Consider the following 22768-nt stretch of genomic DNA (forward strand, 5'->3'; position numbering starts at 1 on the left):
ATAACAGGAGGGACTCATGAAGATCACACAACGCAAGACCTGGATTGGCCTGGGCATCGCTGCCGCCAGCCTGACGCTGACGGCTTGTGGCACCGCCTACAACACGCCGCTGGGTGGCAACACCACAGGTGTGGGCGCGGGCAGCACGGTCACGCAGCAGTACGCCACGGTGACCGATGTGCGCTACTTTGCCCAGGGCACGCAAGCTGGTGGTGACGGCATTGCCGGCACCCTGATCGGCGGCCTGCTGGGCGGCCTGGCTGGTGACCAGATTGGTGATGGCCGTGGCAAGGATGTGGCGCGTGTGGCTGGCGTGATTGGTGGTGCGCTGATCGGCCGCCAGATTGACCGCAACAACGGTAACTGGGGCAGCCAGCCGATGTACCGCGTGACGGTGCGTCAGGACAACGGTGCTGTTCGCAACTTTGACTACAGCGTGGATCCGGGCGTGCGCAATGGCGACCGCGTGCGCGTGGTGGGCAACGAGCTGTATCGCTGATACATCCGGGCCGGTGCTGCTGACCGGCTGAAGGAAACAGGCTTCTGCAGTGTGCAGAAGCCTTTTTTCTGTCAGACCGGCAGGCCGTTGATCGGCCAGACCACGCCGTTGTCATTCAGGATGGCATCGAGCGGGATGTCATGCTCGGCCGGTTCGAGATCGTCCAGGTAGCCGTGGGTGAAGCCGAGGCCGACGGTAAACGGCCTGGGTTGCAGCGAGGCCAGGGTGCGGTCATAGAAACCGCCACCGTAGCCCAGGCGGTAGCCACCCGGGCCGTAGCCGACGCAGGGCACGAACAGCAGGGTGGGCACGATTTCCTCGGTGTCCTTGGGCTTGGGGATGCCGTAGGCGTCTTCTTCCATCGGGCAGCCGGGGTACCAGGCGTGGAAGGACAGGGTCTTGGTCTGCTTGTCGATCACCGGCAGGCCGATGCGGCGCAGCTGGGGTTCTTCGAGCAGTTCGCCGTCTTCCTTCCAGCGGTGCAGTGCCGGCAGCGGGTCGAATTCTCCCTTGATCGGCCAGTAGGCGCCGATGACGGTGTCTTCGCGGCCCATCAGCCAGAAGCGCATGACACGCTGCAACTCCTCGGACAGGATGAGCCGGTTGGGCAGTGCCAGTCTTTCCGCGATCAGGCGCTGGCGCAACGATTGTTTGTCAGATTTTTTATCCATAATGGCCCCATGCAAACCAGAACAATCCCTTCTTCCGCAGCCGATGCCCGCCGCCCGTTCCGGCTTATTGTGACATGCCTGGCCCTTGGCCTGGCATGCCATTCGTCGCAGGCGCAGTATCAGGACGAGAACATGGATATTGCCGGCAGCGTGCGCGAAGGCAGTGGCCGCACGGTGCGCATTCCGTCGGCGCCGGCAGCGCTGGGCGTGGCCAGCGATGACGTGATTCAGCGCATGGCCAATGCCTTCCGCCGCAAGGACACGGCCACGCTGGGCAGCCTGTTGCCGCAGGCCATGGGCCACCCGCTGGAGCCCTGGGCGGCCTACTGGGAATTGAGCGCGCGCCTGCAGACGGCGCAGCCCTACGAGGTGGATGCCTTCCTGCAGCGCTATGCCGGCAGCTACCAGGAGGATCGCCTGCGCAACGACTGGCTGTTGCAGCTGGGCAAGAACCGCGATTTTCAGGCTTTCAACCGCTACTATCCGGCCTTCCGCATGCGCGATGACCGCAATGTGCGCTGTTATGCACAGGTGTCGGGGGCGGAGCGCGCTGCCTCGGCGGTGGAGATGCTGCGCGAGAACTGGTATCCGCAGCGGAATGATGAAGAGGCCTGCAATTTTGCAGCGGGCCAGCTCTACGCCAGCGGCACCGTGAAGGCCGAGGACATCTGGCATCGGGCGCGTCTGGCCACGGAAAACAATCGCCAGGCTGCGGCACGCAGTGCGGTCGCGATTGTCGATCCGGCAGCGGCCAGCCAGCTGTCGGCGCTGTTTGCCAATCCGGCGGCTTTTCTGGCGACGCTGGACAGCAGTTCGCGCAGCGGTGGTGAGCTGGCCGTGCTGGCCCTGCTGCGCGTGGCCAACAGCACGCCGCAGCGTGCGGCCCAGCTGATGCACGAGGGCTGGTCCAGCCGGCTCAATGCGCGTCAGCGCAATACCGTCTGGGGCGAGATCGGCAAGCAGGCGGTGCTGGATCTGGACAGCCAGTCGATGAACTACTACAGCCAGGTGCGCGATCTGCATGACCTGCTGGATGACGACCTGGAGTGGATGGCACGTTCGGCGCTGCGCACCGGCTACTGGCCGCAGGTGCGTCAGGCGATCGATGCGATGACGCCGGCCATGCGCGAGCAGCCGGTCTGGGTCTACTGGAAGGCGCGTGCGCTGCAGGGCGGCCTGCATGGCCGTGGTGCGGATCGCCAGTCCGAGCAGCTGTACCGCAGCATTGCCGGCAACCAGGGCTTTTACGAGATGCTGGCGACCGAGGCGCTGGGCGAACGCATCACGCGGCCGCGCGATGCCCGCCCGGGCAGCGCCGAGCTGGCGCAGGCACGCGCGAATCCGAGCCTGCAGCGCGCCCAGTATGCGCGCAACATGGGGCTGACCAGCGAAGCCACGCGCGAATGGAACTACGCCACCAACCTGCACACGCCGGGCGGCATGAACGACCGCGACCTGCTGGCCGCAGCCGAGCTGGCCTGCCAGCAGCAGTGGTGGGATCGCTGCATCAATACCAGCGACCGGACCAAGGGCGTGATCAACATGGAACAGCGTTTTCCGATGCCGTTCCGCGAGGTGGTGGTACGCCGCAGCCGCAATATCGGGCTGGATCCGGCCTATGTCTATGGTCTGGTGCGCCAGGAAAGCCGCTTTGCCACCAACGCGCGTTCGCACGTGGGGGCCTCAGGCCTGATGCAGGTGATGCCGGCAACGGCGCGCTGGACCGCCAACAAGCTCGGCATTTCGTATGCTCCTTCGATGATCAACAACCTGGAAACCAACGTCCAGCTGGGTACCGGCTACCTGAAGCTGGTGCTGGACGACTTCCAGGGCTCCTATCCGATGGCCACGGCGGCCTACAATGCCGGCCCGAGCCGCCCGCGCAGCTGGCGCAACGGCCCGGTGATGGAAGGCGCGGCCTGGGCCGAATCGATTCCGTTTGGCGAGACGCGTGACTACATCAAGAAGGTGCTGGCCAACAGCACCAACTACGCCATCCTGCTGACCGGCCAGCCGCAGTCGCTGCGCGAGCGCCTGGGGCAGGTCGGGCCGCTGCTTCCCGGCGTGTCCGACCTGTCACGTGAGTTGCCCTCGGGGACCGTGCGCGTGATCGAGAGCGAGGATGGTGGCGCATGAACGGCACCCGCACGGCAGAGGTGGCCGAAGAGACGCTGCCTGATCCCTGGAGCGGCCCGGGCCGCAGCTGGGGCGTCTTCCTGAAAGATGCCTGGCGACTGGCCCGGCCGTATTTCCACTCCGAGGAAAAATGGCGGGCACGTGCCATGCTGGCGGTGATCGTGGCGCTGAACCTGGGCACGGTCTACATGAGCGTGCTGTTCAACCAGTGGTACAACGTGTTCTACAACGCCTTGCAGGACAAGAATGTCGAGGTGTTCTGGAGCCAGATGGCCCGCTTCAGCTGGCTGGCGGTGATCGCCATCATCCTGGCGGTGTACAAGTTCTACATCACGCAGCTGCTGGACCTGCGCTGGCGTGCCTGGATGACGCGCAACTACCTGGACAAGTGGCTCGGGCACTATCGCTACTACCATCTGGAACTGGCGCGGCAAAGCGGGGGTGCCACGGTATCGGACAACCCGGACCAGCGGATCCAGGAAGACATTGCACGCTTTACCGGCAGCTCGCTCGGCATTTCCATGGGGCTGCTGAACTCGGTGGTGACGCTGGTGTCGTTCATTGGCATCCTGTGGACACTGTCGGGCAGCTTCAGCTTCAGCCTGGGAGGGCAGGAATGGACGCTGCCGGGGTATATGGTGTGGGTCGCGATCGCCTACTGCGCGATCGGCAGCGTGATGGCGCACTATATTGGCCGCATCCTGATCCGGCTGAATTTCTGGCAGGAGTGGCGCGAGGCCGATTTTCGCTACAACCTGGTGCGCGTGCGCGAGTACAGCGAACCGATTGCGCTGGACCGTGGCGAACCGGCATCGCATGAGCAGCTGGACAACCGCTTCGGTGCGGTGCTGGGCAACTACCTGCGCCTGATCAAGGCGCAAAAGCGGCTGGTCTGGTTCACCTCCTTCTTTCAGCAGGCGGCCATCATCTTCCCGTTCCTGGTGGCGGCTCCGCGCTATTTTGCCGGTGCCATCAAGCTGGGGGACCTGATCCAGATTTCTTCCGCCTTTGGCAAGGTGCAGGATTCGCTGAGCTGGTTTGTCGATGCCTACCCGGCGCTGGCCAGCTGGCGTGCCACCACCGAGCGTCTGAACACCTTTGACCGGGGCGTGGCCGACAGCTGGCAGGTGACGACCGGGCTGCAGCCGACAGCACCGCGTGAACACGTGGTGGCCGGCAACCGGCTGGAGCTGCAGCATGTGCAGTGTCTGTTGCCCAGCGGCAAGCTGCAGGTGCAGGCCGATGGCCTGGTGTTGCAGCCTGGTGAGACGGTGCTGGTGCAGGGACCGTCCGGCAGCGGCAAGTCCACGCTGCTGCGCGCGATTGCCGGTATCTGGCCGCTGGCCTTTGGCCGTGTGCAGCTGCCCGAGCACAGCATGTTCCTGCCGCAGCGTCCCTACCTGCCGCATGGCAGCCTGCGTGCCGCGCTGGCCTATCCGGCGCAGGAAGATGCCTATGACGATGCCGAGATCCGCCGCGTACTGGCGATCGTGCGCATGCCGCATCTGTCCGATCAGCTGGAACAGCGTGAAAACTGGGGGCACAAGCTCTCGGGTGGCGAACAGCAGCGCGTGGCGATTGCGCGTGCGCTGCTGCGCCAGCCGAAGTGGGTGTTTGCCGACGAGGCCACCAGCGCTCTGGATGCCCCGACCGAGGAGCTGCTTTATCACGAGCTGATCGCCATGGTGCGTCGCAATGGCGGTGGGCTGCTGTCGGTGGCGCACCGGCAGAGCGTGGCGGCTTTCCACGACGGCTTGTGGCTGCTGGAGCCGGCGGAGGAGGGCTTTGTCGTGCGGCAGGCTCGGGCCGGCTGAGCTCGCTGCCAGCACAACGGGGAGCCGCTGGCTCCCCGTGCTGTTTCCGGCAAGCGATCAGGCGGCGGCCTGTGCCTGCATCCAGAGCTGGTAGCCGCGCGCACGCAGCTCGCAGGCCGGGCAGCTGCCGCAGCCGTAGCCCCAGTCATGGCGATGCTCCCGGTCGCCCAGGTAGCAGGTGTGGCTGTGCTCGATGATCAGCTCCACCAGCTGCCGGCCGCCATCGGGCGTGCCGGAGCCTTCACCCAGATCGTGCGCCAGCTGCCAGGTCTGCGCCTTGTCGATCCACATCAGCGGGGTGTCGATCAGCAGGCGCTTGTCCATGCCGAGCGAGAGCGCGATCTGCATCGCCTTCATGGTGTCGTCGCGGCAGTCCGGGTAGCCGGAGTAGTCGGTTTCGCAGACGCCGGTGACCAGCACATCGATGCCGCGCCGGTAGGCCAGGGCGGCGGCCAGGGTCAGGAACAGCAGGTTGCGGCCTGGCACAAAGGTATTCGGCAGGCCGCTGGCCTCCATGGCGAAGGCGGTATCGCGCGTGAGCGAGGTGTCGCTGATCTGGCCGAGGATGTTCACGTCCAGCAGGTGGTCATCGCCGAGATGGCCGGCCCACTGCGGAAACTGCTCGCGGAAGGCACGCAGCACCTGCTGGCGCGCGTCCAGCTCGATGCGGTGGCGCTGGCCATAGTCGAAGCCGACGGTTTCGACGCGGCCATAGATGCGCAGCGCGTGCGCCAGGCAGGTGGCCGAATCCTGGCCGCCGGAGAACAGCACCAGGGCATTGCGATGGGAGAGGTTGGGAAGCCGGGAGCTCATGTCGAGGCAGGCAGGGAAACCACGGTCTCGCCGGAAATCATGTTGGCAATGCCGCTGCTGACATGGCCGGCCGGGACATGTGCGGCGGCGTTGTTGACATGGCCGGTCTGGTCGTCAAAGAAGAAATCGGGCTCGAATTCCTGCAGGAAGCCGCCCTTGGGCAGGCCGCCGAGGAACATGGCTTCGTCGACGGCGATGTTCCAGCTCATCAGGGTCCGGATCGCGCGCTCATGCGCTGGCGCGCTGCGTGCCGTGACCAGCGCGGTGCGGATATGCATGGGCGCATCACTCTGGCGCGAGGCCTGCTGCAGCTGGTGCAGCGCGTCCAGGAACGGCTTGAACGGCCCGGGTGGCAGCGGCAGTTCGGCCTTGTCGATCTCGTGGCGCTGGAAGGCAGGCAGGCCGTTTTGCTGGTAGACGCGCTCGGCCTCGTCGCTGAACAGCACGGCATCGCCGTCAAAGGCGATGCGGACTTCGTGCGGATGCCGGTCGCCGGCGCGCATGGACTCGGTGGAGACGCGCGCCGCCGGAAAGCCCAGTGCCAGCGCCTGACGCACATCGTGATCATTGGCTGAAAGAAACAGGTGGGCTCCCAGCGGGCGCAGATAGCGGAAGGGATCGGCTCCCTGGGTGAACACGCCGCGCTCGATAGTGCTCAGGCCATGCGCCTGTGCCGAGCGGAAGATGCGCATGCCGCTGACCGGGTCATTGCGCGACAGCAGCACGACCTCGACGCGGCGCTGCTCGCCCTGGTTGAAGGCGAGCAGTTTGCGTACCAGCGAGAAGGCCACGCCGGGCTCGGCAGTCTGTGTCAGGCGGTCCAGCTGGGCCTGCATGTAGCCCTGGGTGTCGCCGGATTCGAACAGGCGGTTTTCTTCTTCGAGATTGAACAGGGCGCGCGAGGAAATGGCAACGACGAGCTGGCCTTCGAGGGATGCGGGCATGGGCGGAATCCTGGCAAGGAAATGAATGGTTGCACGCGAAGCATGCAGCTTGTGCGATGATACCTGCAGCCGGCACTGGCAGGAGCATGCGCTCTTGTCTGACAGCCGGTGGCAGGCACCGGGCGTAAGGTAAGGCCATCAACAGGGCTAGGTCCGCACCTGCAGGAGAAGATCATGAAAACGCCATTTCGCCAAGCATCCGGTACGCAGCAGCCTGCGGCATCCGATTCTGCCGACCACGCCGGCTGGGGCTGGCTGTGGGCCGTGCTGGCGGTCGCGACGATCGGTCTGGTCGGTTATGTGGGTGGCAACATGCTGGGCACGGGTATTTCCCAGGGGCCGCATGTGCGTGCCGAGTTTGACCAGGGCCTGGCCGGTGAAGCGCCGCTGCGAGCCGGCATGGATCAGCATGCGCAAAGCCGCGAGCTAGTCGGCAAGGGGACGTCTGTCAGCATGGGGGGCACAGGCCATTCCTATCTGGCGGAAGCCGCGGCGCGCAGCCAGATCGTGATTGACGAAGAAGGCCTGGTACACGAGCTGGGACCGGACGGCAAGATCGTCGATCCGCTGGATGCCGGCATGGACCCGGAGCTGCAGGCCGAGCTGAATGCGCTTGATGAGCAGATCCGTCGCGATATGATGGCGCAGGAGCGGGGCATGCCGGAACGCCCGCTGCCGCCGCTGCAATCGGCCATGGACATCGCCGCCATGGACGCACCGCCGCCAGCGCTGGTGCGGACGCCGTCCCGCGCCATGCACACCAGCCGTGAGCCTGCGCAGGTGGATATCTTTTTTGGCAACTGAAGGAGCCGGACAGGCGGGCTGACCCGCTGATCCCGTACGAAACCCATGCAATCCCGATCTTCCCGTTCTTCCCGTGGCCGCCTTCTTTTGCTGGCGGCTGTTGCCTTGGTGCTGTTTGCCGTGCTGGCCGGTATCTGGCTGGGCCGTGGTGCCGGCAGCGATGGCTCGCCGGTGCGTGAAGACGGGGCGGCCGAGTTGACCGTCCATGGCGGAGCGGCATCGGCAGCGGCGCTGGATGCCTCGGCCCAGACCGAGGAGCTGACCGGTCGTCCGCCGCTGCAGGGACAGGCGGATCCGGCGCGACAGCAGGAAGGGGCGATTGTGGCGCCGGGCGGGGTGGAGCTGCAGCGCCACCAGCCGGAAGCACAGCCCATGCCGCAGCAGGATGATGCCGCAGCGGAAGCGCCGCTACCGGATGCCAGCGAGGCCCTGCCGCCGCTGGAAGACGCTTCGGCAGCGCAGTAAAGACCTCAAAGACCTAGATGCCCGCAGCGGGCTGGCCGATGCGCAGCCAGCCGCCCGGATCGGTCGCGCCCTGCCGGGGCCAGTCGTGCGCGTGATGCACGCGCAGCACACCGTGTTGCCACAGGTGCATGATGCGCATGACACCGGCGTGGGTGACCCAGACGGTGGGCGGGGCGCTTGCCAGGGACTGATGCTGGCGTGCGGCAGCCTGTACCCGTGCCATGAAATCGTGCAGGGATTCCCCATGGCCACCAGCGTGCCAGCCGCCGAAATCCGCCATCCAGTGCTCCCATTCGCGGGCGGGCAAGGCGCTCCAGGGGCGGCCTTCCCAGCTGCCGAAATGCATTTCCTGCAGGCGTGTATCGACGCGCGGCAGGGTGGCCATGCCGGCCTGCTCCGCCTGCTGCTGCAATGCCAGTGCCAGCTGCCGGCAGCGCCGTGCCGGTGAGGAGACGATGTGCAGCGGCTGTGACAGGGCTGGCAAGGCCGCCAGAAAGGCATGGGCGCTGCGCCGGGTTGCGGCGGCATCGGCCGGCACATCCAGCTGGCCGTAGCAGATGCCGGCATCCACCAGCGGCGTGGCGTGCCGCAACAACCACCAGGGCTGCTCAGGCAGCCGTGTCATGCGTGCGCCATCGCGTACAGCGTGGCCGTCAGGCTGGCAGCGTAGAACACCAGCTCGCAGACCTGCTGCGTGGCCCCCAGGCAGTCGCCGGTAAAGCCCTGCAGCCTGCGGCGGAACCACCAGCCCATCAGGGCGGCGGCGATGCCGCTGGCGATGGTGGCGCTGCCGAGAATGGCCAGCGTCCAGGCGCCCTGGCCGGTAACGTAGTAGAAAGCCGCCAGTGGCAGGCACCAGAGGGCGGCGCTCCAGACCGATACCTGCTGCAGGCCGCCGGTGATGCGCAGGGTCTTGGACTGCTGATCAAGGCCGATATGGGGCAGGGCGTTGATCAGCAGCAGCGGGAAGAAGCGCGACACCACATGGGCACACAGCAGGCTGGCCAGCACCACGCCGGGTTGCAGCACGCCCAGACTGGCCAGCAGCAGCACCTTGAGCAGCAGCGTCATGCCCAGCGTGATGACGGCATAGCTGCCAACGCGCGAATCCTTCATGATTTCGAGCGCGCGCGTCGGGCTGGCGTGACCGCCGAGGGCATCGGCCACATCGGACAGGCCATCTTCATGCAGCGCCCCGGTGAGCCAGATCGTGGCCAGGGTGCTGAGCAGGGCCGCCAGCGCCATCAGCAGGCTGGACGAGGCCATCAGCATGACCGGAGAGCCCCAGAGCCAGAGCACGAGCAGATAGACCAGCACTGCCACCGAGCCGGTCAGCCAGCCGATGGCCGGAAAGTGCACCAGCGCGGCCCGCATGCGCGCCGGGCTGAAATCGGCCCAGGCAGCCAGGCTGGCCGGTAGCGGCAGCCGGGTGAAGAACTGCAGCGCCAGCAGCAGGTTGCGCGCAAACTCGCTCATCGCCTCAGGTGCTCATGCCGGTTTGCGCAGGAACATCTGGTAGACCGGGTTCTGCGTTTCCTCGACATAGGGATAGCCCAGCGAATGCAGGAATTCCTGGAACGGGACGTTGTCCTCGGGCGGAGCCTGGATGCCGACCAGCACCTCGCTGTAGTCGGCGCCCTGATTGCGGTAGTGGAACAGGCTGATGTTCCAGTCCGGGTTGAGCATGCTGAGAAAGCGCATCAGCGCGCCCGGACGCTCGGGGAATTCGAAGCGCAGCAGGCGCTCGTTGCCGGCGACCGAGCTCGGGCCGCCCACCATGTAGCGGATATGGCCCTTGGCCAGCTCGTTGTCCGTCAGGTCCAGCGTATCGAAGCCGTTTTCATGCAGCTTCTGCGCGATCATCTGGCTTTCGCCCTTGCCGTGGGTGGAGATGCCGATATACACATGCGCCTGCTGGCTGCTGTGCATGCGGTAGTTGAATTCGGTCACGCTGCGCGGACCGCCATCCAGGTTGTCGATCAGGGCGCACAGGCGGCGGAAGCTGCCGCGTTCCTCGGGGATGGTGACGGCAAACAGGCCTTCGCGTTCTTCGCCGATCTCGGCGCGCTCGGCGACAAAGCGCAGGCGGTCGAAGTTCATGTTGGCACCGCAGAGCACGGCGGCAAAGGTCTGGCCGCTGATCTGGTGCTGATCCACATACTGCTTGATGGCGGCCACGCCCATGGCGCCGGCCGGCTCGACGATGCTGCGGGTATCGACGAAGATGTCCTTGATGGCGGCGCAGACGGCATCGGTATCGACGATCACGTAGTCGTCCAGCAGCTCGCGGCAGAGGCGGAAGGTTTCCTCGCCGACCAGCTTGACGGCGGTGCCGTCGGAGAACAGGCCGACATCGTCCAGCGCCACGCGCTCGTTGCGCTGCACCGATTGCCACATGGCATCGGAATCGTCCATTTGTACGCCGATCACCTTGATGCCGGGGTTGACCGCCTTGATGTAGCTGGCCACGCCGGCCGCCAGTCCGCCACCGCCAATGGCGACGAACACGGCATCGAGATCGGCATGGGGCAGGGTCTGCACCTGGCGCAGCATTTCCATGGCGACCGTGCCCTGACCGGCGATCACATCGGGGTCGTCAAACGGGTGGATGAAGGTCAGGCCCTGCTCATCCTGCAGCTTGACGGCGTGCTGATAGGCATCGCTATAGCTTTCGCCGGCCAGCACGACATCGCCGCCAAGCGCCTTGACGGCATCGATCTTGAGCTGTGGCGTGGTGGTGGGCATGACGATGATGGCGCGCGTGCCGAGCTTGCGTGCGCCGAGTGCCACGCCTTGTGCGTGGTTGCCGGCAGATGCGCAGATCACGCCCTTGTGCAGCTGCCCCGGGGTGAGCTGGGCCATCTTGTTGTAGGCGCCACGCAGCTTGAAGCTGAATACCGGCTGCTGGTCCTCGCGCTTGAGCAGCACGGTGTTGCCAATGCGGCGGCTGAGCACGCGCGCATGGTCGAAGGCGGTTTCGTGGGCCACATCGTAGACGCGGGCGTTGAGGATCTTGCGCAGATAGTCGTCAGGGCTCAGCGGAGCCGTGGGTTGGGGAGCAGTCATCGTGGTGCTGTGATACAGGTAAAGAGCAAGGATAACGCCGAATGCCGTGGGGGTGTGCAGCGCAACAACGGTTGCAGCATGGCCTGCTGCAGTGCATGTTTCCAATTGTGCCTGTCAAAGTTATCATTATGGATTGGCCTGGGCAAGGCAGGGCGTTGTTCCTGTTGCCTTTTCGTGTGCGTGGGCACATGGTCAGGCCGGTTTTTCCGATCCGAGGTTTTTTCCATGCAAGCAATTTTTACCCGTCGCACTGTCTTTGCCCTGGCCGTTTCCCTGGCGCTGGCGGCCTGTTCCAAGTCCGAGGCTCCGGCCGCATCGGCTTCTGCCGCAGCCCCGGCCGACAAGGTGATGGTGGCGGCGGCCAATGCCAACTTTGCCCCGTTCGAGTCCATGACGCCGGAAGGCAAGGTGCAGGGCTTTGACGCCGACCTGATCCAGGCCGTGGCCGAGAAGGGTGGCTTCCAGGTGCGCATGGTGAATACGCCATGGGAAGGCCTGTTCAACGGCCTGAACCAGGGTGACAGCGATCTGGTGATCTCTGCCGTGACGATTACTGATGCGCGCAAGCAGACGATGGACTTCTCCGAGCCGTATTTCGAGGCGAAGCAGCTGATCGCCGTGCGTGCCGATTCCGGCGTGGCCTCGCTGCAGGACCTGAAGGATCTGGCCGTGGGCGTGCAGACCGGTACCACCGGCGACGAAGTGGTGTCCAAACTGCAGGGCAAGACCAGCGCCAACATCAAGCGCTTTGACACCACGCCGCTGGCCATGAAGGAGCTGGAATCGGGTGGTGTGGCTGCCGTGGTGGGTGACAACGGCGTGGTGGGCCACTACCTGAAGAACAACAGCACGACCCAGCTGCGTCTGGTTGCCGACGATACCGCCGTGCCGGAGCAGTACGGCATCGTGGTGCGCAAGGGCAACACCGAGTTGCTGAACAAGGTGAATGCCGGTCTGCAGGCGATTCGTGCCGATGGCACCTACGACAAGATCTACACCCAGTGGTTTGGTGATGCACCGGTGGCCGCTGCCGCTGCCAGCACGGCTGCTTCCGCGGCTTCCAACTGAGTTCTTCCTTCTTCTGCGGCAAGCCGGTGCCTGAGCGCCGGCCTGCCGGCCGATTTCTGCCTGGAGCAGCGCTTGCCGCCGCCGGGCACACACTGACACCACCATGGATTTACGCTGGGAAATTCTGACGCCCTATGCGCCCCTGTTCGTCACCGGGGCCTGGATGACCGTGAAGCTGACGCTGATTGCGCTGTCGCTGGGGCTGCTGCTGGGGCTGGGCATCGGCCTGGTCAACGCGCGCCCGGCCAGCGGCCTGCGCCGCGTGCTGCGCTGGATTCTGCTGGGCTATGTCGGCTTTTTGCGCGGCACACCGCTGTTCGTGCAGATTCTGCTGGTGCATTTTGCGCTGATGCCGACACTGGTTCACCCGGAGCACGGTCTGCTGCTCAGCGGTGCCGCCGCGCTGGATTTCCGCCAGTCGCATGGCGCCTTCTTTTCCGGTGCACTGGCGCTGACGCTGAATGCCAGTGCCTATATTTCCGAGATCGTGCGTGCCGGCATCCAGTCGATTGCCCGTGGCCAGATCCAGGCCGCCGAAAGCCTGGGCCTGGACGAGGTGCAGACCATGCGCTATGTGGTGCTGCCGCAGGCGCTGCGCCGCATGGTACCGCCGCTGGTGAACGAGGCGGTGACGCTGCTGAAGGATTCCTCGCTGGTATCGGCGATTGGCCTGGCCGAGCTGGCGATGGCGGCGCGTACCGTGGCTGGCGCCCATTCGCGCTACTGGGAGCCCTTCCTGGCGATTTCGCTGATTTATCTGGTGATGACCAGCGTGATCACGCTGCTGGCGCGCCGGCTGGAGACGCCGGAGGCGCAGCGCGGGCGCTGAGCGTATGGCATGCTGTCTGTCCGAGACCGCCTCTGCCCCATGAAAAACGGCCACCCTGAGGTGGCCGTTGCTGTTGGTGGCCTGGATCAGCCCAGACGCGTCAGCTGCTCCTGCACCTTGGCCAGCGTGGCACCGAAGTCGGCGACGCGCTGCTTTTCCTGCTCGATGACGGCAGGCGGGGCCTTGGCGACGAAGTTCTGGTTGTTGAGCTTGCCCTGGGCCTTGGCGATTTCGCCCTGCAGGCGCGTGACTTCCTTGCCCAGACGGATGCGCTCGGCATCCTTGTCGATTTCCATGAACAGGGCCAGGCGCGCCTCGCCGACGACGGCGACCGGAGCCGCCTGGGCGGCAGCCTGCCAGCTGGCCTCATCGGCAAAGACCTTGACTTCGGACAGCTTGGCCAGGGCCTGCAGCGCCGGGGCGGCCTGGGCCAGGAAGGCGTCATCGCCGAGGGCGTAGAGCGGCAGGCGCTGCGCCGGGGAGACCTGCATTTCACCGCGCAGGTTGCGGCAGGCATCGACCAGCTGCTTGAGCTTGGCAACGTACTGCTCGGCCTGTTCGTCGATTTTTTCCGGGTTGCTGACCGGGTATTCGGCAACGGCCACCGAGGCACCGCTGCGGCCCGCCAGCGGGGCGACTTTCTGCCAGAGTTCCTCGGTGATGAAGGGGATCACCGGATGGGCCAGGCGCAGAATGGTTTCGAGCACGCGGATCAGGGTGTAGCGCGTGCCGCGCTGGGCCGGTTCGTCACCGGTCTGGATCTGCACCTTGGCGATTTCCAGATACCAGTCGCAGAATTCGTTCCAGACGAAGTCGTACAGGGTGTTGGCAACGTTGTCGAGGCGGTATTCGGCAAAGCCTTTGGCGACCTCGGCCTCGACGCGCTGCAGCTGGCTGACGATCCAGCGGTCGGGCTGGCTGAAGGTCTTGTAGCTGCGGTCGCAGACCTTGTCGTCACCGCTGGGGTGGACGATGCCGCAGTCGTGGCCTTCGCACTGCATCAGCACGAAACGGGTGGCGTTCCAGAGCTTGTTGCAGAAGTTGCGATAGCCTTCGCAGCGCTTGCTGTCGAAGTTGATGCTGCGGCCCAGGCTGGCGAGGGCGGCAAAGGTGAAGCGCAGGGCATCGGCACCGTAGGCCGGGATGCCGTCGGGGAATTCCTTTTCGGTGTCCTTGCGCACCTTGGGGGCGGTTTCGGGCTTGCGCAGGCCGACCACGCGCTTGTCCAGCAGCGGGGCGAGTTCGATACCGTCGATGAGGTCGACCGGATCGAGCACGTTGCCTTCGGACTTGCTCATCTTCTTGCCCTGGGCGTCGCGCACCAGGCCATGGATGTAGACGTGGCGGAACGGCACCTGGCCGGTGAAGTGGGTCGTCATCATGATCATGCGGGCGACCCAGAAGAAGATGATGTCGTAGCCGGTGACCAGGACGCTGCTGGGGAGGTAGAGGTCGTAGTCTGAGGTGCCGCCGTTGGCTGGCTGGGCAGCTTCGGGCCAGCCCATGGTGCTGAAGGGAACCAGGGCGGAGGAGTACCAGGTGTCGAGCACGTCTTCGTCACGCGTGAGCTGCGGGCCGCGCGTGAGTCGGGCCTGCAGGCGGTCGGTGTCGGCGGTGTGGCAGCGGACGCGGGCGTGGGCCATGGCATCGTCGATGGCCTTGCGCCATTGCTGTCTGGCTTGTTCCTCGTTGCGGGCCACGTAGACCTGGCCTTCTTCGTCGTACCATGCCGGGATCTGGTGGCCCCACCAGAGCTGGCGGCTGATGCACCAGTCCTGGATGTTGTGCATCCACTGGTTGTAGGTGTTGACCCAGTTTTCCGGGACGAAGCGGACCTGTCCGCTGTCGACGGCGTCGATGGCCTTTTGCGCGATGCTCTTGCCGGTGGGGTCGTCCTTGCCGACGGCGTTCATGGCGACGAACCACTGGTCGGTGAGCATGGGTTCGACGACCTGGCCGGTGCGGGCGCAGCGCGGCACCATCAGCTTGTGCTTGCGGGTTTCGACCAGGGCACCGATGGCTTCGAGGTCCTTGATCACGGCCTTGCGTGCGACAAAGCGGTCGAGGCCACGGTAGGCTTCGGGGGCGTTGCCGTTGATGGTGGCGTCGAGTTCCAGCACGCAGATCATCGGCAGCTGGTGGCGCTGGCCCACGGCGTAGTCGTTCTGGTCGTGTGCCGGCGTGACCTTGACCACGCCGGTGCCGAACGCGCGGTCCACGTAGTCGTCGGCGATGACCGGGATCTCGCGGCCGACCAGCGGCAGGGTGACGGTCTTGCCGATCAGGGCCTGGTAGCGTTCGTCTTCGGGGTGGACCATGACGGCAACGTCGCCAAGCATGGTTTCGGGGCGGGTGGTGGCCACGGTCAGGCTGCCGCTACCGTCCGTCAGCGGGTAGGCGATGTGCCACAGGTGGCCGTCTTCCTCGGCGCTTTCGACTTCGAGGTCGGAGACGGCGGACTTGAGCACCGGATCCCAGTTGACCAGACGCTTGCCGCGGTAGATCAGGCCCTGCTCATAGAGGCGGACAAAGGTTTCGGTGACGACGTGGCTGAGCTTGTCGTCCATGGTGAAGTATTCGCGGCTCCAGTCGACGCTGGCACCCATGCGGCGCATCTGGCTGGTGATGGTGTTGCCGCTGTGTTCCTTCCACTCCCAGACCCGGGAGACGAAGTTCTTGCGCGCTTCGGGTGGGGTGGGGCCCATGTCGTGACGGCTGATGCCCTGTTCCTGCAGCTGGCGTTCGACGACGATTTGCGTGGCGATGCCGGCGTGGTCGGTGCCGGGGACCCAGGCGGTGTTGTAGCCCATCATGCGGTGGTAGCGCGTGAGGCTGTCCATGATGGTCTGGTTGAAGGCGTGGCCCATGTGCAGCGTGCCGGTGACGTTGGGCGGCGGCAGCTGGATGGCAAAGTCGTGGCCGGCCGCATGGGCCTCGGCGCTGGGCTGGCCGGTGCCGCGAAAGCCGGCAACGCCATAGCCGCGGCGCTCCCATTCGGGACCCCAGCGGGCCTCGATGGCGGCGGGTTCAAAGGACTTGGTCAGGGCGGCCAGGGCGGGCTGCTGCAGGGCGTCTGTCATGGTGTGAAGGCTAGGTCTGGAGGGCCACGGCAGGCTGCCGGGCGGGATCACAAGGCAAAAGGCATGCGCAGCTTGTCTGGGCATGCCGGTAAAGGATTGATTTTACGTCCTGCGACAGGGCTTGCAGCAGGTACGCCGATTGCCGACTGTGCCGGTGCGCTCTTTACAGCACGTTGAGCGGAATCTTCAGGTAGTGCGTGCCGTTGTCTTCGGCGGGTGGCAGCTGGCCGGCGCGGATGTTGACCTGCACTGCCGGCAGGATCAGCTTGGGCATGTCCAGCGTTTCGTCGCGGGCCGTGCGCATGCTGACAAAGGCGTCTTCGTCGATGCCGTCGTGCACGTGGATATTGCCGGCCTTGTGTCGGGCCACGGTGTGTTCGCAAAAGGCGGCCGGGTTGTCGGCCACGCCATCGGCGTAGTTGTGGCACAGGAAGAGGCGGGTATCGGCCGGTAGCGAGAGCAGGCGGCGCACCGAGTAGAACATCTGGTGCGCATCGCCGCCGGGAAAGTCGCAGCGTGCGGTGCCGGCATCGGGCGCGAACAGGGTATCGCCGACGAAAACCAGATCGGCTTCGCCTGCGGCCGTGATGACGTGGTAGGCCATGTCGGCCGGGGTGTGGCCGGGTACGTGCATGGCCTCGATGCGCAGGCTGCCCAGGTCCAGCCCCTGGCCTTCGGACAGCAGCAGGTCGAACTGGCTGCCGTCTGCCGCCAGATCCTTCAGGTTGTAGATGCCGCGAAAGGTTTTCTGCACGGTGGTGATCGGCTGGCCGATGACGATTTGGCCGCCGAGCTGCTGGCGCAGCCAGGGGGCGCTGGAGAGATGGTCGGCGTGGGCGTGGGTTTCCAGGATGTATTGCAGCTGCAGCTGGTTGTCTTGCACGAAGCGGATCAGCTGTTCGGCGCTGTCGGTGCGGGTGCGGCCGGACTTGGGGTCATAGTCCAGCACCGGATCGATGATGGCGCAGGCGCTGCCCGGGCCCTGGTCCAGCACGTAGCTGAAGGTGCTGGAGTAGCTGTCGAAATAGGGGGTGATACGCACGGCGGCGGTCATGGCAATCTCCTTGGGGGATCAGGACAGGGCGATCAGGCCCGGGGCAAAGGTCTTGAGCAGCAGCAGCACGGTGGCCAGCAGCACCAGCACGGCAAATCCGCGCTTGCTCCACAGTGTGGGCACGCGCGCCACCACCATGCGGCTGAACACCATGCCGACACAGGTGGCGATGACAAAGATCCAGCCCGAAGGCACGATGTCGCTGTGGCCAGCCAGCAGCATCTGCAGCACGGTGGAGCCGGACACCAGGGCAATCACGGCGAGCGAGGTGACAACAATGCTTTGCTGGGTGAGATTGCTGTAGCGCTGCAGCATCGGCACGATGAAGAAGCCGCCGCCCACGCCCAGCATGCCGGTCATCAGGCCGGTGGTGGCACCGATGAGGCCCAGCGTGGTGAAATGGGCGGGTGTCCAGGAGAACTTGCCGGTGTCGGGGTTGAGCTTGCAGGGGACATCGCGTTCGTAGCTGTGGGCGGCTTGCGCCCGGGAGGGTTTTTTCCAGCTGCGCCAGGCCACCAGCAGCATGATGGCGCTGAACAGGATGGCGAGGAAGGCGGCCGGCACCTGATGCGCCGCCCACTGGCCGATCGGGGAGAACAGGACTCCCAGTAGCACCATGTAGAGTGCGGCCTTGTAGCGCACATGGCCCAGGCGCAGGCCGTCAGCCGCGCCGATGGCCGAGCCGAGGCCGACGGCCGCCAGCGCCACCGGCTTGGCGGCCACCATGCCCATGCCGGTCCCCAGCACCAGGGCCGGGATCGACAGAATGCCGCCGCCGGCACCGGTCAGGCCCATGACGATGCCAATAAGGAGTCCGAGGAAAATGCTGCTGGTCATGCGGAGATGGAGATGCGCGGGGCGCAAACGGTCAAGGTCCATTCATTATATGTAAAAATAAAATGATGTACAGAGACAGGAAAGCCGCTGTGCCGGACCATGGGCAGGTCTGGCAGCAGCGGCTGGCATGGGGCAGCAACCGGAATCAGTCTGCCAGACCGATCTCGAATTGCACCGGGTTGCGGATGGTGTTGGCCACGGGCGAGTAGTAGTTGGCATGCTGCACGATGGCGTCCAGCTCCTCGCGGCTGGCATCGCCCTCGATCACGACCTTGACGCGTACGGCCTGGAAGCCCATCTGGCCCGGCTCGCGCTCGGCACCGCCGGCACCCCAGGCAGCGGAGTTGCCGATGTCGCCTTCCAGAAACACTTCCAGCTTGCTCAGGCGCACCTGACGGTGGGTGGCCACGGCCGTGATGCCCACGGCCAGGCAGCCGCCCAGACCGGACAGCACCACTTCGCCCGGGGCCGGGGCGGTGTTCTGGCCGAACAGGTGCAGCGGCTCGTCCACCACCACGGCCGGGTGCATCGGGTCCGGGTTGGTCAGATAGCTCAGCGTGCGGTACTGGCCCACGCAGATGGTGTGGATCTTGTTGGTGCCACGGCGGTCGGGGTTGTTGCGGCCGACTTCGGCGAATTTTTCCAGGCCTTCGCGATCGATCGGGGCGAGGTATTGGGTGGTTTCAGACATGGCTGGGCTCCTTGGCAAGTGCAGTGAAACGGAATCGATGGGTCCATCTTACGGCGAGGGGTAGAATTCATATCTAAAAATTCACCCAATTTATTGATGAATCGGATCGACATGTCCCCTGACTCAGCCACTTCTGCCGGCGACATGCTGGCCCGCCTGCTGGCCTGGGCGCGTTTGCGCGGCAGCCTGGACCTGCGCTGCCGCATGCAGCAGCATTTCTGGTTGCCGCACGACCAGGCGCCGGCCGGGGTGGCGCTGTTTCACACGGTGCTGCGGGGCGGTTGCCGGCTGGGTCTGCCGGATGGCCGCTGGCTGGCCTTGCGGCAGGGCGAGATGGTGGTGCTGCCGCGCGGACTGGCGCATGCGCTGGCGCCGCTGGAGGGCGACTTGCACGCAACTGCGGGCGAGGACGACACGCAGCGGCCGCTGCAGACTGGTGACTGGCTGCCCTTGCGTACCAATATGTCCGGCGCAGACCAGGCTTGTGCTGCCGACAGCATGGATCTGGTGTGCGGGCGTTTTGTCTATGAGGGCGAGGCAGGGCAATTGCTGCTGCAGGCCCTGCCGGATGTGCTGGTGCTGGGCGGAGAGCCGGAGGCTCCGCTGGCCCAGGGGCTGCAGGTGGTAAGGGTGCCGCTGGTCTGGCCGCAGGACATGCCGCACGCCGGGGAGGTGCTGCACCCGGTGCTGGCGCTGGTGCAACTGCTGCGCCAGGAAGCGATGGCAGCCCAGCCCGCCGCGCTGGCCATGGCCGATGTGCTGACGCAGGCGCTGCTGCTGTACATGCTGCGCGCCTATGCCCAGTCGCCGGATGCGCACCGTATTCCGGGGGTGTTCAATATCCTGGCAGAGCCGCGTCTGCGCCCGGTAGTGCAGGCCATGTGGCAGCAGCCGGGCGAGGACTGGTCGCTGGACCGTCTGGCGGCGTTGGCCGCCATGTCGCGGGCCACCTTTACCCGGCATTTTGCAGCCCATGCCGGCATGTCTCCCTGGAATTTCCTGATCCAGTTGCGCATGCTGCAGGGCATGGAGTGGTTGCGTGACCGCCGCTACAGCATTGCCCGGATTGCCGCCATGACCGGCTACCGCTCGGAATCGGCCTTCAATGTGGCCTTCCGCAAGTACAGCGGCCAGACCCCGGCGCGCTACCGGCGGGAGCATGGTCTGGCGGAGTCCTGAGCGTCGTTGGTGGCGCTGCGCACCGGGCTGGTGCGTTTTTGATGCACTGCACCAATCCGGCCCGCGTAATCCCTGATATGGAAATTTCGCATAAGCAAATAACTTTCCCGCATATGCCGATCCGGGCTGTCCATATGCTGCTCCAGTCAGTCGTTGCATAGGGAGAACGCGACGATGGCCTGACTTCACGGACAAGTTGGCACGGGGCTTGCATGACCCAGAGCAAGGACGCTGCAACCGGCATGCGTCCGCCGAACTTGCCTGGATGGAGGAATGTCATGCAAATCACACAGGAACAGGCTGCGCAGTCAGAGCCGGCAGCAGCGGGCGGCGCGTGTTTTGACAGGAGCTGGACGGATGCGCAGGTGATGCAGGAGGTCGAGCGCATTGCCCAGGGACCGCTGGCCCGTGCGGCCTACAGCATCGATCAGGAGCATCTCTATCCCAAGGCCCTGATGGGTGAGCTGGGGCGTGCCGGGGCCTTTGCCGCGGCGCTGGATGCCGGTGGCCGGCGCTTTGCCCTGGGGCTGGATGCCATGCGCGCCATCAGCCGCTCTTGCGGTGCCACGGGTTTTCTGACCTGGGCCCACGATGTCTGCGGCATGTATCTGGAACAGTCCGGTAATCCGGCCCTGACGGGACGCCGGCTGCAGGACCACATGCTGGGCCGTACCTTTGGTGGCACGGCCCTGTCGAATCCCATGAAGGCGCTGGCCGGTATCGAGCCGATGCAGCTCAAGGCCGAACCCGTGCGGGGCGGTTACCGCGTCAGCGGGGCGCTGCCCTGGGTCAGCCACATTGGCCAGGGACAGTACTGCGGCGCCATGGCCACCGTGTGCAAGCCGGGTGGCAGCCGTTCGCACGAGATCATGTTCCTGCTGGATATGGATGAACAGGTGGGGCTGCGCCCCTGCCCGGTGTTTTCGGGCATGGAGGGAACCAGCACCTGGGCGGTACGGCTGAACAACTACTTTGTGGGCCAGGATCTGCTGATTGCCGATCCGGTCCAGCCCCTGTTGCAGCGCATTCGTGCGGCGTTTGTCTTGTTGCAGGTAGGCATTGCCGCAGGGGTGGCGCAGGGCGCCATCGATTCGATTCTGGAAGTGGAACCCATGCTGGGCCATGTGAACCAGTTTCTGGCGGACCGCCCCGACGTGCTGCAGGCCGAATACGAGGACCTGTGGCAGCGCGCCGCACGCCTGGCGCAAACGCCTTACGAGGAGAGCAGGGATTTTCTGCTGGAGGTGCTGGACCTGCGCGCCCAGGGTGGCGAATTTGCGCTGCGGGCTGCCAATTCGGCACTGCTGCACCAGGGCGCGCGCGGTTATCTGCTGCAGTCCCCGGTGCAGCGCCGGGTGCGGGAGGCGCAGTTTGTGGCGATTGTCACCCCGGCCATCAAGCACTTGCGCTGGGAAATGCACCGTCTGGGCCAGGAGGAGGTGCCGGCATGAGCGCGCAAGACTGGAAGCAGTACATCTGCCGGGCCTGCGGCCTGATTTACGACGAGGAAGCCGGTGATCCGGACAGCGGTCTGGCACCGGGCACCCGGTTCGAGGCGATTCCGGATGACTGGGTCTGCCCCTTGTGCGGCGTGACCAAGGCCGATTTCGATCCCTACGAGCGCGTGGTGGTGACGGCGGCGGCCGTGGCCGGCCAGCGGCTGCCGGTGCAGGGCGGGGTGGTGATCGTCGGGGCCGGACTGGCAGGCTGGTCGGTGGCCGAGGCACTGCGTGCGGCGCTGCCGGAAACCCCCATCACGCTGGTCAGCGCCTGCGCCGGAGACCGCTACCACAAGCCGGAACTGTCGCTGGCCCTGGGCAAGGGGCAGACCGCGGCAGATCTGGTAACCGAGACCGGCGCGGCTGCAGCAGGGCGATTGGGGCTGCGCTTGCTGGCGCACACGCAGATGGTGGGCCTGACGCCCGCGCTGCACCAGTTGCGTACCACACGCGGCCAGCTGCGCTACAGCCATCTGGTGCTGGCCCAGGGTGCCAGCCCGATGCTGCCGGACAGCCTGCCAGCCAGCCTGTGCTGGCGGGTCAACCACTTGCAGGGCTGGAGCGGCCTGCAGCAACGTCTGCAGGGCGGCCGCCGCGAGGTGCTGGTAATCGGTGCCGGCATGGTGGGCTGCGAACTGGCGGAAGACCTGGCACGCAGCGGCCATCAGGTCAGTCTGCTGGATCGCCAGTCCTGGCCGCTGGGCCAGCTGCTGCCCGAACTGGCAGGGCAGCGCCTGCGCCAGAGCCTGGAGGCGCAGGGCGTGCGCTACCTGGGTGCGGTGGAGGTGGCCAGCCTGCAGCAGCAGGGGGCACAGCGCCTGGTCACGCTGCAGGACGGCCGCCAGCTGCTGGCCGATGAGGTGGTGGCCGCCACCGGTCTGAAAGTGGCCTCGCGCCTGGTCCGCAGCGCCGGTCTGGCCTACGACAACGGGATCGTGGTGGATGCCGACACGCTGCAGACCAGCGCGGCCGACGTGTTTGCCCTGGGCGACTGCATCAGCATCCACGGACGACCCTGCCGCTTCATCGAGCCGATTGCGCGCCAGGCGCAGGCCATTGCCCGGCAGATCGCCGGCCGGGGCAGCAGCGGCGCTGCCCACCAGCAGCCGGTGATCCGGCTCAAGACGCGGGCCCTGCCGGTGATCTTGCACGGTGTGCCGGTGGCCGGACGGGCCTGGACGGTCCTGGAAGACCGCGAGGGTTTGTTGCGCCTGCAACAGGCCCCGGAAGACGGCCGGCAACCGGTGCTGCTGCAACTGGGAGCAGGCCAGCCCATGCGGGCCGCAGCCTGACAGAGACGATTACAGAGGAATACCACC

20 protein-coding genes are annotated in these 22768 nt (G+C 65.8%); 10 read left to right on the forward strand and 10 right to left on the reverse strand.

Annotated elements, in window-relative coordinates:
- Window positions 1-16 precede the first annotated feature (16 nt).
- Window positions 17-499, forward strand: a complete 483-nt coding sequence (locus tag C513_RS13665; RefSeq protein WP_018715250.1) for a glycine zipper 2TM domain-containing protein — start codon at window positions 17-19, stop codon at window positions 497-499.
- Window positions 500-570: 71 nt separating this feature from the next.
- On the opposite strand, the gene C513_RS0106605 is transcribed toward C513_RS13665, so the two are convergent.
- Window positions 571-1170, reverse strand: a complete 600-nt coding sequence (locus C513_RS0106605; RefSeq protein WP_026320627.1) for a 5-formyltetrahydrofolate cyclo-ligase — start codon at window positions 1168-1170, stop codon at window positions 571-573.
- A 132-nt stretch (window positions 1171-1302) separates the two neighbouring features.
- On the opposite strand from C513_RS0106605, the gene C513_RS0106610 reads away from it, so the two are divergent.
- Entirely contained in the window at window positions 1303-3306 is a 2004-nt protein-coding gene (locus C513_RS0106610; protein ID WP_018715252.1) for a lytic transglycosylase domain-containing protein, read from the forward strand.
- Window positions 3303-5120: an ABC transporter ATP-binding protein/permease gene (locus C513_RS0106615; protein WP_018715253.1), complete on the forward strand. Its 1818-nt coding sequence runs from the start codon at window positions 3303-3305 to the stop codon at window positions 5118-5120. The genes C513_RS0106610 and C513_RS0106615 overlap by 4 nt, the downstream gene beginning before the upstream one ends.
- A 57-nt stretch (window positions 5121-5177) precedes the next feature.
- Here C513_RS0106615 and queC read toward each other — a convergent pair whose 3' ends face one another.
- Window positions 5178-5933 (reverse strand): 7-cyano-7-deazaguanine synthase QueC, encoded by a 756-nt coding sequence (queC, locus tag C513_RS0106620; protein WP_018715254.1) that lies wholly within the window; start codon window positions 5931-5933, stop codon window positions 5178-5180.
- On the reverse strand, window positions 5930-6877 hold the full coding sequence (locus C513_RS0106625; RefSeq protein WP_018715255.1) for a 5'-nucleotidase: 948 nt from the start codon (window positions 6875-6877) through the stop codon (window positions 5930-5932). The genes queC and C513_RS0106625 overlap by 4 nt, the downstream gene beginning before the upstream one ends.
- A 174-nt stretch (window positions 6878-7051) precedes the next feature.
- Here C513_RS0106625 and C513_RS0106630 point away from each other — a divergent pair, with 174 nt between their 5' ends.
- Both C513_RS0106630 and C513_RS0106635 read left to right on the forward strand, forming a co-directional pair.
- The gene (locus tag C513_RS0106630; RefSeq protein WP_018715256.1) at window positions 7052-7681 is read left to right on the forward strand and encodes a hypothetical protein; all 630 of its coding nucleotides are present in this window, start codon (window positions 7052-7054) and stop codon (window positions 7679-7681) included.
- A gap of 45 nt (window positions 7682-7726) precedes the next feature.
- Window positions 7727-8146: a hypothetical protein gene (locus tag C513_RS0106635; RefSeq protein WP_156816059.1), complete on the forward strand. Its 420-nt coding sequence runs from the start codon at window positions 7727-7729 to the stop codon at window positions 8144-8146.
- Window positions 8147-8159: 13 nt separating this feature from the next.
- Here the strand turns inward: C513_RS0106635 and C513_RS0106640 are convergent, their stop codons facing one another.
- Genes C513_RS0106640 through ilvA form a run of 3 tightly spaced genes read right to left on the reverse strand, consistent with a single transcriptional unit; the run spans window position 8160 to window position 11212 of the window.
- Window positions 8160-8771: a histidine phosphatase family protein gene (locus C513_RS0106640; protein WP_018715258.1), complete on the reverse strand. Its 612-nt coding sequence runs from the start codon at window positions 8769-8771 to the stop codon at window positions 8160-8162.
- Window positions 8768-9622, reverse strand: a complete 855-nt coding sequence (locus C513_RS0106645; RefSeq protein WP_018715259.1) for an adenosylcobinamide-GDP ribazoletransferase — start codon at window positions 9620-9622, stop codon at window positions 8768-8770. Before C513_RS0106645 ends, C513_RS0106640 begins: the two co-directional genes overlap by 4 nt.
- Window positions 9623-9634: 12 nt before the next feature.
- Window positions 9635-11212: a threonine ammonia-lyase, biosynthetic gene (gene ilvA, locus C513_RS0106650; RefSeq protein ID WP_018715260.1), complete on the reverse strand. Its 1578-nt coding sequence runs from the start codon at window positions 11210-11212 to the stop codon at window positions 9635-9637.
- 225 nt (window positions 11213-11437) lie between these two features.
- Here ilvA and C513_RS0106655 point away from each other — a divergent pair, with 225 nt between their 5' ends.
- Window positions 11438-12280, forward strand: a complete 843-nt coding sequence (locus C513_RS0106655) for a basic amino acid ABC transporter substrate-binding protein (RefSeq protein ID WP_018715261.1) — start codon at window positions 11438-11440, stop codon at window positions 12278-12280.
- 103 nt (window positions 12281-12383) lie between these two features.
- Window positions 12384-13109 carry an amino acid ABC transporter permease gene (locus C513_RS0106660; protein ID WP_018715262.1) on the forward strand — a complete coding sequence of 242 codons (726 nt, stop codon included), beginning with the start codon at window positions 12384-12386 and terminating at the stop codon, window positions 13107-13109.
- An 86-nt stretch (window positions 13110-13195) separates the two neighbouring features.
- On the opposite strand, the gene C513_RS0106665 is transcribed toward C513_RS0106660, so the two are convergent.
- The 4 genes from C513_RS0106665 to C513_RS0106680 form a co-directional block, all read right to left on the reverse strand.
- A complete protein-coding gene (locus C513_RS0106665; RefSeq protein ID WP_018715263.1) occupies window positions 13196-16189 on the reverse strand; it encodes a valine--tRNA ligase in 2994 nt (997 codons plus the stop codon).
- A 163-nt stretch (window positions 16190-16352) separates the two neighbouring features.
- Complete coding sequence (locus C513_RS0106670; RefSeq protein ID WP_018715264.1) at window positions 16353-17243, reverse strand: MBL fold metallo-hydrolase; 891 nt, start codon at window positions 17241-17243, stop codon at window positions 16353-16355.
- Between the two features lie 18 nt (window positions 17244-17261).
- Window positions 17262-18080, reverse strand: a complete 819-nt coding sequence (locus C513_RS0106675) for a sulfite exporter TauE/SafE family protein (protein WP_026320629.1) — start codon at window positions 18078-18080, stop codon at window positions 17262-17264.
- Between the two features lie 145 nt (window positions 18081-18225).
- Entirely contained in the window at window positions 18226-18771 is a 546-nt protein-coding gene (locus tag C513_RS0106680) for an OsmC family protein (protein ID WP_018715266.1), read from the reverse strand.
- Between the two features lie 111 nt (window positions 18772-18882).
- On the opposite strand from C513_RS0106680, the gene C513_RS0106685 reads away from it, so the two are divergent.
- The 3 genes from C513_RS0106685 (at window position 18883) to rd (ending at window position 22741) form a co-directional block, all read left to right on the forward strand.
- Window positions 18883-19950 (forward strand): AraC family transcriptional regulator, encoded by a 1068-nt coding sequence (locus C513_RS0106685; protein WP_026320630.1) that lies wholly within the window; start codon window positions 18883-18885, stop codon window positions 19948-19950.
- A gap of 278 nt (window positions 19951-20228) precedes the next feature.
- On the forward strand, window positions 20229-21401 hold the full coding sequence (locus tag C513_RS0106690) for an acyl-CoA dehydrogenase family protein (RefSeq protein ID WP_018715268.1): 1173 nt from the start codon (window positions 20229-20231) through the stop codon (window positions 21399-21401).
- On the forward strand, window positions 21398-22741 hold the full coding sequence (gene rd, locus C513_RS0106695; protein WP_018715269.1) for a rubredoxin: 1344 nt from the start codon (window positions 21398-21400) through the stop codon (window positions 22739-22741). The genes C513_RS0106690 and rd overlap by 4 nt, the downstream gene beginning before the upstream one ends.
- Window positions 22742-22768 lie beyond the last annotated feature (27 nt).

Origin of the sequence: Allobrachymonas chironomi DSM 19884, from assembly GCF_000374625.1 — a bacterium.
GTDB classification, from domain to species: domain Bacteria; phylum Pseudomonadota; class Gammaproteobacteria; order Burkholderiales; family Burkholderiaceae_C; genus Brachymonas; species Brachymonas chironomi.

Coding starts and splice junctions, on each gene's coding strand:
- C513_RS0106625 (WP_018715255.1), bottom strand. CDS start 6,877: ATGCCCGCATCCCTCGAAGGCCAGCTCGTCGTTGCCATTTCCTCGCGC.
- ilvA (WP_018715260.1), bottom strand. CDS start 11,212: ATGACTGCTCCCCAACCCACGGCTCCGCTGAGCCCTGACGACTATCTG.
- rd (WP_018715269.1), top strand. CDS start 21,398: ATGAGCGCGCAAGACTGGAAGCAGTACATCTGCCGGGCCTGCGGCCTG.
- queC (WP_018715254.1), bottom strand. CDS start 5,933: ATGAGCTCCCGGCTTCCCAACCTCTCCCATCGCAATGCCCTGGTGCTG.
- C513_RS0106615 (WP_018715253.1), top strand. CDS start 3,303: ATGAACGGCACCCGCACGGCAGAGGTGGCCGAAGAGACGCTGCCTGAT.
- C513_RS0106680 (WP_018715266.1), bottom strand. CDS start 18,771: ATGTCTGAAACCACCCAATACCTCGCCCCGATCGATCGCGAAGGCCTG.
- C513_RS0106610 (WP_018715252.1), top strand. CDS start 1,303: ATGGATATTGCCGGCAGCGTGCGCGAAGGCAGTGGCCGCACGGTGCGC.
- C513_RS0106660 (WP_018715262.1), top strand. CDS start 12,384: ATGGATTTACGCTGGGAAATTCTGACGCCCTATGCGCCCCTGTTCGTC.
- C513_RS0106675 (WP_026320629.1), bottom strand. CDS start 18,080: ATGACCAGCAGCATTTTCCTCGGACTCCTTATTGGCATCGTCATGGGC.
- C513_RS0106670 (WP_018715264.1), bottom strand. CDS start 17,243: ATGACCGCCGCCGTGCGTATCACCCCCTATTTCGACAGCTACTCCAGC.
- C513_RS0106635 (WP_156816059.1), top strand. CDS start 7,727: ATGCAATCCCGATCTTCCCGTTCTTCCCGTGGCCGCCTTCTTTTGCTG.
- C513_RS0106655 (WP_018715261.1), top strand. CDS start 11,438: ATGCAAGCAATTTTTACCCGTCGCACTGTCTTTGCCCTGGCCGTTTCC.
- C513_RS0106665 (WP_018715263.1), bottom strand. CDS start 16,189: ATGACAGACGCCCTGCAGCAGCCCGCCCTGGCCGCCCTGACCAAGTCC.
- C513_RS0106630 (WP_018715256.1), top strand. CDS start 7,052: ATGAAAACGCCATTTCGCCAAGCATCCGGTACGCAGCAGCCTGCGGCA.
- C513_RS0106645 (WP_018715259.1), bottom strand. CDS start 9,622: ATGAGCGAGTTTGCGCGCAACCTGCTGCTGGCGCTGCAGTTCTTCACC.
- C513_RS0106640 (WP_018715258.1), bottom strand. CDS start 8,771: ATGACACGGCTGCCTGAGCAGCCCTGGTGGTTGTTGCGGCACGCCACG.
- C513_RS0106605 (WP_026320627.1), bottom strand. CDS start 1,170: ATGGATAAAAAATCTGACAAACAATCGTTGCGCCAGCGCCTGATCGCG.
- C513_RS0106685 (WP_026320630.1), top strand. CDS start 18,883: ATGTCCCCTGACTCAGCCACTTCTGCCGGCGACATGCTGGCCCGCCTG.
- C513_RS13665 (WP_018715250.1), top strand. CDS start 17: ATGAAGATCACACAACGCAAGACCTGGATTGGCCTGGGCATCGCTGCC.
- C513_RS0106690 (WP_018715268.1), top strand. CDS start 20,229: ATGCAAATCACACAGGAACAGGCTGCGCAGTCAGAGCCGGCAGCAGCG.